The sequence below is a fragment of the Lacrimispora sp. YZC11 genome, from assembly GCF_057543815.1.
On the sequence record NZ_BAAJYQ010000016.1, the window covers coordinates 252,788 to 265,218 of the forward strand.

At 45.2% G+C, this 12,431-nt stretch carries 11 protein-coding genes; all 11 read left to right on the forward strand.

Features of this window, described 5'->3' with window-relative positions:
* Positions 1-51 precede the first annotated feature (51 nt).
* The 11 genes from AC27IJ_RS16510 to AC27IJ_RS16560 all read left to right on the forward strand — a co-directional run bounded on the left by AC27IJ_RS16510 (position 52) and on the right by AC27IJ_RS16560 (position 12,429).
* A complete protein-coding gene (locus AC27IJ_RS16510) occupies positions 52-438 on the forward strand; it encodes a hypothetical protein (protein ID WP_312443540.1) in 387 nt (128 codons plus the stop codon).
* Between the two features lie 66 nt (positions 439-504).
* Complete coding sequence (locus AC27IJ_RS16515; protein WP_487149790.1) at positions 505-1,743, forward strand: BaiN/RdsA family NAD(P)/FAD-dependent oxidoreductase; 1,239 nt, start codon at positions 505-507, stop codon at positions 1,741-1,743.
* 8 nt (positions 1,744-1,751) lie between these two features.
* On the forward strand, positions 1,752-3,347 hold the full coding sequence (locus tag AC27IJ_RS16520) for an NAD(P)/FAD-dependent oxidoreductase (protein WP_312443536.1): 1,596 nt from the start codon (positions 1,752-1,754) through the stop codon (positions 3,345-3,347).
* A gap of 70 nt (positions 3,348-3,417) precedes the next feature.
* Positions 3,418-4,281 carry a glutamate 5-kinase gene (proB, locus tag AC27IJ_RS16525; RefSeq protein WP_312501854.1) on the forward strand — a complete coding sequence of 288 codons (864 nt, stop codon included), beginning with the start codon at positions 3,418-3,420 and terminating at the stop codon, positions 4,279-4,281.
* Between the two features lie 10 nt (positions 4,282-4,291).
* The gene (locus AC27IJ_RS16530) at positions 4,292-4,513 is read left to right on the forward strand and encodes a DUF896 domain-containing protein (protein ID WP_312443534.1); all 222 of its coding nucleotides are present in this window, start codon (positions 4,292-4,294) and stop codon (positions 4,511-4,513) included.
* Entirely contained in the window at positions 4,491-5,033 is a 543-nt protein-coding gene (locus AC27IJ_RS16535; protein ID WP_312443532.1) for a 5-formyltetrahydrofolate cyclo-ligase, read from the forward strand. The genes AC27IJ_RS16530 and AC27IJ_RS16535 overlap by 23 nt, the downstream gene beginning before the upstream one ends.
* Positions 5,034-5,092: 59 nt before the next feature.
* The gene (locus AC27IJ_RS16540; protein ID WP_312443530.1) at positions 5,093-6,337 is read left to right on the forward strand and encodes a glutamate-5-semialdehyde dehydrogenase; all 1,245 of its coding nucleotides are present in this window, start codon (positions 5,093-5,095) and stop codon (positions 6,335-6,337) included.
* Positions 6,338-6,832: 495 nt separating this feature from the next.
* Positions 6,833-8,167 carry an ABC transporter substrate-binding protein gene (locus AC27IJ_RS16545; protein WP_312443528.1) on the forward strand — a complete coding sequence of 445 codons (1,335 nt, stop codon included), beginning with the start codon at positions 6,833-6,835 and terminating at the stop codon, positions 8,165-8,167.
* A gap of 70 nt (positions 8,168-8,237) precedes the next feature.
* Entirely contained in the window at positions 8,238-9,116 is an 879-nt protein-coding gene (locus AC27IJ_RS16550) for a carbohydrate ABC transporter permease (protein ID WP_312443527.1), read from the forward strand.
* A gap of 14 nt (positions 9,117-9,130) precedes the next feature.
* On the forward strand, positions 9,131-9,946 hold the full coding sequence (locus AC27IJ_RS16555) for a carbohydrate ABC transporter permease (RefSeq protein ID WP_312443525.1): 816 nt from the start codon (positions 9,131-9,133) through the stop codon (positions 9,944-9,946).
* Between the two features lie 20 nt (positions 9,947-9,966).
* Complete coding sequence (locus tag AC27IJ_RS16560) at positions 9,967-12,429, forward strand: glycoside hydrolase family 38 N-terminal domain-containing protein (protein WP_487149795.1); 2,463 nt, start codon at positions 9,967-9,969, stop codon at positions 12,427-12,429.
* Positions 12,430-12,431: the final 2 nt, after the last annotated feature.

The window sequence follows — 12,431 nt, forward strand, 5'->3', positions numbered from 1 at the left end:
AAACCCAGGAAGAAGGCAGATACTATACTTACATGAAGGAGGTATCATCTCATGAAGAAGTATATGTTCTGCTTTCTTTTGTTCGTAGCGGCATCTGCCATTTGCTTAGGAATTGGGTTTGCCATTACAAAGGACAGCGTAAGGCCTGAGGAGGCCCTGCCGGGGGCAACCATAGAAACAGAAACTGTGACGGAAGCGCAGATCGTAATAAACCAGGAAGAGGTTGAACCCGTAAATGCAAAAGGCAAAGAAAAATATTATCTTGTCTCAGAGGACGGTTATCTTCTCGTCCTCTACCAGGATAAAACCACCATCTGCCTATATACCCATATGCCGGTCACTGATTTTCCCGAGGAAGAACGGGGAAAATTAATGGATGGCATATGGTTTTCTTCCATGATCGAGGTATTTAATTACCTGGAATCCTATACAAGCTAAAGAAGCACTTGAAATGAAGGGGCAAACTGGATACAATAAGTCTGTCTGAGGATACAGGAGGATTTTATGAAGCAACAGGTAATCATCGTAGGTGCAGGAGCTTCCGGTCTGGCAGCGGCCATCCAGGCAGCCAGACAGGGCGCTTCTGTTACCGTTTTAGAACATACAGCCAGACCGGGGAAAAAACTTCTTTCCACCGGAAACGGAAAATGTAATTTAACCAATTTAATGACCCCTGACGGCGCTTACCGGGGAGGTCAGCCAGAGTTTATAAAAAAGGTGCTGGAACGCATTCCGGTCGGACAGACTCTGGAATTTTTCCGGAACCTTGGCCTTGTTCTTACGGACCGGAACGGATATGTCTATCCCAACACCGGACAGGCCGCCTCTGTCCTGGAAGCCCTTCTCTTTGAGCTGGACCATCTGGGCGTCTCCATAGTTACCGACTGTCAGGTAGAGGAAATAAGGAAGGATCTGTCCCTTATGACTTCCAAAGGAAAGAAAAAGGCGGATGCCGTCATTTTAGCGGCAGGTTCCATGGCAGCTCCAAAAACAGGTTCCGATGGAAGCGGTTATCAGCTTGCAAGCGCTTTGGGGCACCGCATCATTAAGCCGCTGCCTGCTTTGGTACAGCTTAGATGCAGGGAAAAATGGTACAAACAGGCAGCCGGGGTCAGGACAGAAGCTGCCGTAACCCTTAAAATAGACGGAAAGGCGGCTGCAGCCGATCGTGGGGAGCTTCAGTTCACGGATTATGGGATATCCGGCATTCCGGTATTCCAAGTCAGCCGTTTTGCTGCCAGAGAGATGGATGCAGGCCGTAATGTAACAGCAGAGCTGGATTTATTTCCTTCCATGGATTTTGAAAGTACCAGGCAGCTTCTTTTGGAACGAGCTAGACACTTTGGTTACCGGCCGGCAGAAGAATTCTTAAACGGCGTATTAAATCATAAGCTGGCCCGGATTCTTTTAAAGGAAGCCGGTATCCCAAATGAGGGCTTTGTCAAAGATATTACGGCTTCCCAGATAAAAAAGCTGGCTTCTTCCTTAAAGGGACTGAAAACCGAAATCATTGCCGCCAATTCCTTTGATCAGGCTCAGGTGTGCAGCGGAGGTATTGATACCAGGGAAGTGGATCCAAACACCATGGAGTCAAAGCTTATTAACGGGCTTTACCTGGCCGGTGAAATTCTTGACGTGGACGGCATCTGCGGAGGTTATAACCTGCAGTGGGCGTGGTCTTGCGGCATACTGGCAGGCACCTATGCAGGAAGGGAAACGCCCAGAACGCATGGGCAGGAATGAGGAAAATTATGATAAGAATTAATCAACTAAAGCTGCCGGTGGATCACACAGAAGAGGCCTTATGGGCAAAGGCAGCGAAAACATTAAAGATACCGGTAAAGGAAATACATTCCCTCCAAATAATCAAACAATCTGTTGATGCCAGAAAAAAAGAGGAAATCCATTTTACTTACTGCATCGATGTGGAGACCGCAAAAGAAGAGTCTGTGATACATAAAGCCAGAAACGGAAGTTTTGGAATATCAGAGAAAAAAGAATATTTCTTTCCAAAGCCGGGAACTGAAAAGATGGCCAGCCGGCCGGTGATCATCGGCGCCGGACCTGCCGGGCTTTTTTGCGGGCTCATGCTGGCAAGGCACGGATACCGTCCCCTTCTTCTGGAACGGGGAGAGTCTGTGGAAAAGCGCAGGGAAGCTGTGGACTCATTCTGGAATGGCGGAATATTAAAGCCGGATTGTAATGTACAGTTTGGAGAGGGAGGCGCTGGTACCTTTTCCGATGGAAAGCTGAATACCCTTGTTAAGGATCCCCTCATGAGGAACCGGAAGGTATTGGAGCTTTTCGTGGAATTTGGAGCCGATCCCTCTATTCTCTATGTAAATAAGCCTCATATCGGCACCGATGTTTTAAGCGGCATCGTCAAAGGGATGAGGGAGGAGATCATAGACCTTGGAGGAGAGGTCCGTTTTAACAGCCGTGTGACCGATTTTATAATAAAAGGCGGCAGGCTGCAGGGAGTGATGGTCGATGAAAAGGAAGAGATTCCGGCAGAAACTCTTGTGTTGGCTATCGGACACAGCGCCAGGGACACTTTTGAAGTTCTGAACAAAAGAGGGGTTCCAATGGAAGCAAAGGCTTTTGCAGTGGGATTAAGAATCCAGCATCCGCAGGAGGGCATAAACCGTTCTCAGTATGGGACCGGAAATTATCCCAGCCTTGGTCCGGCAGATTACAAGCTTACCCATCAGTGCACAAATGGAAGAGGTGTTTATACGTTCTGTATGTGTCCCGGAGGATATGTCGTCAATGCATCCTCCGAAGAAAAGAGGCTTGCAGTAAACGGAATGAGTTATCACAAGAGGGATGGCGTAAATGCCAACAGCGCCCTGATTGTTACCGTGACACCGGAGGATTTTGGCGGCACGGCTCCTCTTGCCGGTATCGCTTATCAAAGACGGCTGGAAGAAGCGGCCTTCTTAAGCGGCAGCGGGAAAATTCCGGTCCAGCTTTACGGGGATTTTAAAAAGAATCAGCCATCAAAAGCATTTGGTGACGTAGAACCGGCCTTTAAGGGCTTATATGGTTTTGCAAATATAAGAGAGTTTCTTCCAGAATACTTATCAGAATCCCTGATTCAGGGAGTGGAAGCCTTTGAGCGCCGGATTCACGGCTTTTCCAGACCGGATGCTATTTTTGCAGGTGTGGAAAGCAGAACCTCATCATCGGTACGCATTCCCAGAGGCGAGGCCTTTGAATGCAGCATAAAAGGAATCTATCCCTGTGGAGAAGGCGCCGGATATGCAGGAGGGATCACTTCTGCGGCAATGGATGGCTTAAAAGTAGCGGAAGCCATTGCCTCCAGATTTGAAAGGTTATCTATATAAATTGACGAAACAGTAAAAATGATGTAAGATATGAAACAAAAAGAATACCAGAAAGCAGATGATAATGAAGATGTACGTCACAGAACGAGAGAAACTAAAGGATAAAAAAAGGATCGTTATAAAGATCGGATCTTCATCCTTAACCCATGCCTATACCGGGGATTTGAACCTGATGAAAATTGAAAAACTGGTTCGGGTTATCAGCGATTTAAAGGGACAGGGAAAGCAGGTAGTCTTAGTTTCCTCCGGTGCGATCGCAGCGGGACGTCAGGCTCTTGGGCACCATACCAGACCTGTTACCATATCGGAAAAGCAGGCATTCGCCGCCGTAGGCCAGGCCAGGCTTATGATGGTGTACCAAAAGCTTTTTGCAGAATATAATCAAATAGCGGCACAGGTTCTTTTGACCAAAAATACTATGGTTAATGACAGCAGCCGTTATAATGCACAGAACACCTTTGATGAACTTTTAAAGCTTGGGGCCATCCCTATTGTTAATGAAAACGATACCGTATCCACCTCTGAAATTCCACTGGTGGATAATTTCGGCGATAATGACCGGCTTTCCGCCATTGTTGCCGCATTGATCGGAGCAGACCTTTTAATATTATTATCGGATATTGACGGCCTGTATTCCGATGATCCCAGACAAAACCCAAAAGCAGAATTTATCGGTTTGGTAAAGGAAATCACGCCAAAGCTTATGGAAATGGGAAAATCCACCTCCGGAAGCGATGTAGGTACCGGAGGCATGGCTGCAAAACTTGCTGCCGCCCGAATTGCTACGGACAGCGGTTCCGATATGGTCATTGCCAACGGCGACCAGGTGGAGGTCATCGGGCAGATCGTATCGGCAGAAGAAAAAGGAACCCTGTTCCTTGCCCATTCAAACCATGATTTTGACTTGATGGACTATATTAATCACGAGTATTAAGGAGAACCCTATGAATCAGGATAAGATCGACAGGATCAATACACTTTATCATAAATCAAAAGCAACCGGATTATCAGAAGAAGAGCAGGCGGAGCAAGCTGCTTTGCGGAGAGAGTATATCGAATCCATCCGCAGCAGTTTACGAGGAAATTTAAACAACATTACCATTCAAGAGGAAGACGGAACCGTAACGGATTTGGGTAAAAAGTATGGAAAAGTCGGAGAAGAATGATATCAGGCTCATGATAAAGGAGCAGCGGAAGGCCTTGGAAGCAGCAGCTGAGAGCGTATGGGACGATTCCATCTGCGAGCAGCTTTTGAACCTTGATGATATTCTTAGGGCTTTTTGTGTTTACTGCTATGTATCCTTTCAACGGGAAGCAGGCACCTGGAGGTTCATGGAATCATTATTAAGGCAGGGAAAATGCGTAGCTGTACCAAAGGTCGTTGGAAAGGAACTGGAGTTTTATGCCATATCCGGGAAGGCAGATTTAGAGGAAGGCATCATGGGTATTATGGAGCCAAAGCCATCCTGCTTAAAAATCCATGACCCGGAAGCTCCTGTGATTGTTCCGGGACTTGCTTTTGACAAATCCGGAAACCGGCTGGGATACGGCGGCGGATATTATGACCGGCTTTTTGAAAAGGAACCAAACCATCCCCGCATTGCCATAGCCTACGGATTCCAGATATTTGACCATATTCCAACGGAACCTCATGACAAACGTATGGATCGGATTATTATTCCTTAAGAAAACTTTATGCCCCAAGTTTATGGGCAATAATAAGGAAAAGATTGGAGGACTCTTTTATGACGATTATTGAAATCGGAAAAAAAGCAAAAGAAACAGCCGGAATTATAGGGATCCAGGGATCAGCCAAAAAGAATGAAGGCTTAAAGGCAGCGGCGGCAGCCCTGCTGGAAGGAGAAGCGGAAATCCTCGCCGCAAACCAGGAGGATGTAATAAAAGCAGCAGCTTCCGGAATGAACGCCGGACTGATTGACCGCCTGGAACTGACTCCTGCGAGAATCGAAGCCATGGCTGACGGACTTTTATCCGTGGCTGCGCTGGATGACCCGGTGGGAGAAGTGCTTTCCATGAAGATACGCCCCAATGGCCTGACCATCGGCCAGAAGCGGGTTCCTTTGGGCGTTGTTGGTATTATATACGAAGCCAGGCCCAACGTGACCGCCGATGCCTTTGGGCTCTGCTTTAAATCAGGAAATGCCGTGATCTTAAAGGGTGGAAGCGATGCCCTGGAATCCAATATGGCCATTGTTAAATGGCTCCGTACCGGCCTTAGGAATGCAGGCCTTCCGGAGGATACCATCCAGCTCATCACTGATACTGACAGGGAAGTAACAAAGGAATTCATGCGCCTTAGGGAATATGTGGATGTATTGATCCCAAGAGGAGGCGCCGGATTAATAAAAACCGTTGTGGACAACAGTACCATTCCGGTCATTGAAACAGGAACCGGAAACTGCCATATTTTTGTCGATGAATCCGCTGATTTTGATATGGCCTTAGATATCATATTTAATGCAAAGACTCAGAGGATCGGAGTGTGCAATGCTTGTGAATCCCTGGTCGTTCACAGAACAATTGCCCCTCAGTTCCTGCCCTTATTAAAAGAGCGGCTCTCTCAGAAATCTGTTGAGATCCGGGCGGACGAAGAAGCCTGTACCATGGCAGAGGGATTTGTCCCTGCTACCGAGGAAGATTGGGGCAGTGAATACCTGGACTATATCTTGTCCTTAAAGATTGTTGGCTCTGTGGATGAAGCCATTTCCCACATTAATCGTTATAACACCAAGCATTCCGAAGCCATCATTACATCAGATTATAATAACGCTCAGAAGTTTTTAAATGAAATTGATGCAGCAGCCGTTTATGTCAATGCATCCACACGCTTTACTGATGGATATGAATTCGGCTTTGGCGCAGAGATCGGGATCAGCACCCAAAAGCTCCATGCAAGAGGACCTATGGGACTTAAGGAGCTGACGACTACCAAATATATCATTTATGGCAATGGACAGTTTCGCCCGTAGCTGACTTTTTTATTTAAAATACAAAAATCACAGTAAAATTTCATTGTAATTTAATATCCGAAATTCATTTTAATGTGATAGAATTAATGACGAGAATTTAACACAAGGATTTTTCTTCAATTATACGATCAAAAACCTAATAAGGGTCAGGCTAAAACCCAAAAGGAAAAACAGGGAGTTTGCACAGGAATGTGCGCACCCTGTTTTTTTCTGTGCAAAAAATCGTAAATCACTTATTAAAATGTATTATCCAAGGAGGCATTACTGGATAAAAATACGGGTAAAATGATTGGAAATACATGATTTATCCACCATTATGGTCTGCAATAAATCAATTGTGTACATTTTGCATAAAAAGTATTAAATATAATTACCGAACTTGTGCTATTTGCTTGAAAAGAATTGATTTATTAATAACATTAGTATATTGTAATGTTATAACTTTTACATGCCTGCGCAAGAGGCACAGGATAAGCAAATAAGGAGGCAATCGTTATGTTAAAATCTAAGAGGTTTGTAGCGGCGGCGCTGACAGCGGCTATGGTTATGGGAACATTGGCCGGATGCGGGAGCAGTACAAAAGGGAACGCTGACACCGGGGCAGCAAAAACAGAAGGGGAAAAAGCAGAGACATCAGGAACAGCAGCAGGGGGAAGCGCAGCAGTAGGAACGAAAGTGGAATTCTGGAATGACAAATTTGCCAATTCGGAAAAGTCTGATGTGGATAAGATCATGAACAGTATTACGGAATTAAGCGGAATTAAAGTAGAACAGATTGCATATCCGGATACGGCAGCATATCAGACAGCCATGCAGCAGTCCATCCGCGATAAGAAGGCACCGGGATTATTCACCTGGTGGAGCGGACCTCAGTTAGAAACACTTGCCAAGAATGATTTGCTTGAGGATTTATCAGACCTTTGGGATGAAGTGATTGTTCCAAACGGCGTATCAAAGGACTTAGCAGACGCATTTACCGTGGACGGTAAGGTCTATGCGGTGCCATACAGCGTTATCTATAATACCATGGTCTACAATATGGATATATTCAAACAGTTTCACCTGGAAGTGCCCCAAACGTTTGATGAGTTTATTACTGTCTGCCAGACGTTAAAGGACAACGGCATCACTCCTATCGCATTGAAGAACGACTCATGGGCAGGCTTTATCTGGTTCCAGGCTTTAATTGGTGCATACGAACCGCAGCTTTATTTAGATATCTGTAACGGAACAAAAGACTATACGGATCCGGATGTGGTAAAAGTAATGAACATCTGGAAAGACATGCTGGACAAGGGATATTTCACAATGCCTATGAAGATTCAAGATATGGACAAATCTTTAGCACAAGGTACCGTAGCCATGGAATTAGAGCCAAACTATGAAGTGGGTTCCCTGATTAAAGAGTACGGTATGGTAGCTGGAGAAAATGTCGGTGTATTCGTCCTTCCTTCCATGAATGATCATAAGAAGGTTATCTTCTATGAAGTGACTCCATTATGCGTTGCCAAGGCCAGCGCAGATAAAGAAACTGCAAAAGAAGTATTGCGGTCTTGGTTTAAGAAAGAGCATCAGACGGTTCTGACAGAAGTTGCAAACTTTGTAAATACCAGCGAAGTATTGGTTGATAACAAATGCATCCAGGATACGCTTGCCTTTACATCAGATTCAGACAATTACCAGATGATCCTCCGCTACTACGAAAATACACCGGAAGAAATTCGTAATGTAGCATTGGACGAACTGATGAAATTTGAACTTGGCGATGCAGGTGTGGATGAAGTATTACATACAATCCAGGCGAAAGCATCCGAAGTATTTGGAAAATAGTCAGGGAAGGTCAGGAACCGGAGAGCGGACATCCGCTCTCCGAGTCTGGTATCAGAAAGGAGCATATGGTATGGCAAGGACGATAGAAACGCAGAAGAAAAAAATATATTGGAAGGATTATTTATATATACTTCCGGCAGTCCTTTTTATCGGTATTTTTTTTGTATCATCCATTTTTTATACGGTCCGGCTTAGCTTCTTTGAGTGGGATGGCTTTTCAAAAATGACGTTTAAAGGTCTGGATAATTATATCAATTTATTTCAGGATAAAAATTTCAAGATATCAGTGATGAATACCCTCATCTGGGTAGTATCTTCCATGGTTACGTCAGTGCTTGTTCCATTATTGTTTGCGATTTTGATTACAAGGAGTTCCGCATTAACACTCTTTAAAAATATATTCTATTTTCCAACAGCGCTTTCCGGAACGGTCGGAGGCCTGATCATGGCTACGCTTTTGTCCACCTATGGTCTTCCTCAGATCTTCCTATGGCTTGGGAAGCCGGAACTGGCGAGAGACTGGCTGGCCATTCCTTATGTGAATACCTTTATCATGATCCTGACCGGCGTATGGCAGGGGATCGGCCTAAACATGCTGTTGTTCATTTCAGGAATCAGGAACATGGATTCTTCTCCCATTGAGGCCGCTAAGATTGAAGGCGCAGGTTCCATCAAGCTTTACACAAAGGTGATCCTGCCGCTTTTAAAACCGACCATCATCGTTGTACTTTTAATGGCCCTTGTAAACAGTTTTAAAGTATTTGACGGCATATGGGTTATGACGAAAGGTGGTCCATACAGGACATCGGAGACTCTGGCTCTTACCATGTACGAGGAATCCTTTATTTATAACAATTTCGGCGTGGGCGCTGCGGTAGCAGTCGTTCTTACTATCGTAATCCTCATAGTATCCTATTTTAATATCAGGAATACATTCAAGGAAGATTAGACAAGGAGGCCATCATGGCGCAGAAAATATATAAAACAGTCATTGTTAATGCCATACTGTCAGTTCTTGGCCTTGTGTGGATTACCCCTTTGATCTTTACCGTACTGAATATCGTAAAGACAAAGCAGGAATATAACATAGGAAGCTTCTGGCAGCTACCAGAAGGTTTCTATTTGGTGGACAATATAAAAACCGTGATTGACAGCGGGATATTAAGTTCCATGGGAGCCAGCCTTTTATATGCCGTTTTAGGATCGGGATTTTCTGCTTTTATCGGCCTTCTGGCAGCTTACGCCCTCACTCATTTGAGGATTCGCGGAAAAATGTTCTGGTTCCTTTTCATCTACAGCGGAACAATTTTTCCGTTCCAGGTCTATTTGATTCCTATTTACAAAGGATACTTCAAGCTGGGACTTTACGATACAAGTCTGGGCATGGTACTGTTCTATACGGCAATCTGTATTCCTTTCTGTATGTTTGTCCTTCGCAACTTTTTCTTGGGTATTTCCAAAGAAGTCTGCGAATCTGCAAAGATCGATGGGGCGTCGGAGTGGAAAACGCTGTTACACATCTTTGTACCAATGGCAAAGGCTCCCTTATCCATTCTGTTCCTGTCACAGTTTACCTGGTCCTGGAACGACTTGATGTTCGGTCTTACTTTTACAAAATCAACCCATATCAGACCGGTCATGGCGAGCATGTCCATGTTAAGCAAGGGCAATGCACCGGCACTGTTTTTAGCATGTATCCTGGTATCCATACCAACCATTATCCTGTTCATATTTCTTCAGAATAATTTTGAGGCGGGTATGGCTTACACCAGTAAATAAAAGAAACGAGGATAGCGAAGATGAATACGAAAAAAAAGTGGAATATTTATTTGATCCAGCATTCCCATACGGATATCGGCTATACGGAACGACAGGATAAGATCATGCGGTACCATTACGACTTTATACGCCAGGCCATGGATATTCTTGATGGAATCCACAGCGGGAAAATCACAGGGGCTGACGGCTTCGTATGGCAGTGCGAAAACTACTGGCAGGTGGAGAATTTCTATGAAATAGCAGACGAAGCCTCCAGGAAAAAATTCGAGACGTACGTAAAAAGCGGCGAAATCGGGTTAAGCGGCAACTATTTAAACATGACTGAACTGGTAAGCATGCCGGTTCTGGAACACGCCATAGAAAAAGCGCAGCAGTATGGGAAAGCAATCGGCCATCCGATTACAGCTGGTATGTGCGCTGATATCAATGGAATGGCATGGGGATATGCTGATGCGCTTTACGATTATGGAATCCGGGATTTTTACTCCTGCCTCCATCCCCATCACGGAATGTTCCCTCTTTATAAAAAAGCACTTCCGTTCTACTGGGAAAGCCCCAAAGGAAACCAGATGCTAGTCTGGAACGGAGATCATTACCACTTGGGGAATGAGATGTTTTTGGCTCCTCATGGGGGAACAACGTACATGATAAATGATGAATTTTCACCGGGAATCCGGAAGAATTTCATTCTTAACCAGAGCACAGAGGATACGTATGAAACCGAGATGAAGATCGTAAAGACCAGAATCCAGCGGTATCTTGATAATCTAAATGAGGAAGGCTATCCCTACGATATCGTACCGTTCATGGTTTCCGGAGCAATTACAGATAATGCACCGCCTAGTGCTGGCATTGCAAGACGGGTCAATGAATTGAACAAAATATACAAAGATCGCATATCTTTCCGCATGGTGACCCTGGAGCAGTTCTTCGATGCTGTGAGGAAACATTGCAGCGATATCCCCGTCTTTCGCGGAGACTGGACCGACTGGTGGGCCGACGGAATCGGCTCAACACCGGCTGAGGTGAAGGTATACCGGGATGCTATGAGAAAATATGACCTCTGCAGGAAACTGGATCCCCATGGTCTGCTTGGAAATCAGAAACTGATGGAGAAGACGGCAAAGGAACAAATGCTGTATGCGGAACATACCTGGGGGTATTCCTCCAGCGTTTCTGAACCGTGGGAAAGTCTGGTAGGGATGTTGGAACTGAAAAAAGGTGCTTATGCCGCTAATTCCAATACTCACGCGGCAAAGAATTTAGATCAGATCCTGGCAGCTAAAGGAGAAGTGGCAATCCGCCAGGATAAGCCTCAGCGCTATTTGGTCATCAATCCACATGATGTAGAGCTTCACACAAAAGCCTGCCTTTACATTGAGTTCTGGGAGTATATCCAAGGAGTACGTTATGATGAGACCATTCCGATCCGGGTGGTGGACTGTGAAACCGGACAGACGGTCCCAAGCCAGGTAAAACGGATCGCCAGGGCAACCCAGGTGGAAATCGAAATTGCTATGAAACCGAAAGAAGAGAAACTGGTGATGATTACCCTGGATGAACGGAAGTATCAAACCACTGAAAATCACGCCCACATCGGGGCGGAAGGCATTGAGGACCTGCTTTCAGAAAAGGATAACAGGGTAGATGCAGACCGGATTGAGACTGACCATATAATTCTTACTTTAGACGGAGAAAAGGGAATCACTTCCATTATAAATAAAGCGGATCACACAGAACTGATCCGTGACGACAGTGTGGACGGCGCATTTGCCGGTGTGTACGAGGTGACGGATATGGTGGAATCCGCCTGTGAAACCAGAAGAAGAATGGGACGTAACCGAAAATCCACAGCTACCAGAAGATACAGAAGCATGTTAAAGGATCGGAGAATCGTGGAAAACGGAACGGTTTACGCAGCGGTTGAATTGGATTATCAACTGGAAGGAACCGGATTCTATACAGTATACGTAAAGGCATATAAGCATCAGCCTAAGCTGGAGGTAATGGTAAGAGTCCATAAACAAAGTGTGTGGGAGCCGGAAAACTTATACGTGGCCCTTCCGTTTACTGCCGGAGAAGACACAACGGTTTATTTCGATAAAACAGGCTGTATTATCCGGCCTGGAATCGACCAGCTGCCTGGTAGCTGTCAGGACTTTTATCTGATACAGAATGGTGTAGTATTAAAATCAGATACCATAAATCTTGCCATAATCACAAAAGATGCACCTCTCATTAGTCTTGGCGGGCTGGAAGCCAGACCAATTGTCTTATGTGATTGCGAGGATGAAGGAAGAAACCGTTCTCCACTTTACTCCTGGGTGATGAATAACTATTGGGAGACAAATTTTAAGGTAAATCTGGGCGGATTTTATGAATTTTTCTATACTCTGATGGTTCACGAACCATGCGGTAAAGCGGAAATATATGCAGTATGTGAGGCAGAAAACGAGGGACTGATTGCCTGTTATACGGATTGACA

Excerpts from the sequence above, each read along its gene's own strand:
- AC27IJ_RS16510 (WP_312443540.1), top strand. The coding sequence starts at position 52 with ATGAAGAAGTATATGTTCTGCTTTCTTTTGTTCGTAGCGGCATCTGCC.
- AC27IJ_RS16515 (WP_487149790.1), top strand. The coding sequence starts at position 505 with ATGAAGCAACAGGTAATCATCGTAGGTGCAGGAGCTTCCGGTCTGGCA.
- AC27IJ_RS16520 (WP_312443536.1), top strand. The coding sequence starts at position 1,752 with ATGATAAGAATTAATCAACTAAAGCTGCCGGTGGATCACACAGAAGAG.
- proB (WP_312501854.1), top strand. The coding sequence starts at position 3,418 with ATGTACGTCACAGAACGAGAGAAACTAAAGGATAAAAAAAGGATCGTT.
- AC27IJ_RS16530 (WP_312443534.1), top strand. The coding sequence starts at position 4,292 with ATGAATCAGGATAAGATCGACAGGATCAATACACTTTATCATAAATCA.
- AC27IJ_RS16535 (WP_312443532.1), top strand. The coding sequence starts at position 4,491 with ATGGAAAAGTCGGAGAAGAATGATATCAGGCTCATGATAAAGGAGCAG.
- AC27IJ_RS16540 (WP_312443530.1), top strand. The coding sequence starts at position 5,093 with ATGACGATTATTGAAATCGGAAAAAAAGCAAAAGAAACAGCCGGAATT.
- AC27IJ_RS16545 (WP_312443528.1), top strand. The coding sequence starts at position 6,833 with ATGTTAAAATCTAAGAGGTTTGTAGCGGCGGCGCTGACAGCGGCTATG.
- AC27IJ_RS16550 (WP_312443527.1), top strand. The coding sequence starts at position 8,238 with ATGGCAAGGACGATAGAAACGCAGAAGAAAAAAATATATTGGAAGGAT.
- AC27IJ_RS16555 (WP_312443525.1), top strand. The coding sequence starts at position 9,131 with ATGGCGCAGAAAATATATAAAACAGTCATTGTTAATGCCATACTGTCA.
- AC27IJ_RS16560 (WP_487149795.1), top strand. The coding sequence starts at position 9,967 with ATGAATACGAAAAAAAAGTGGAATATTTATTTGATCCAGCATTCCCAT.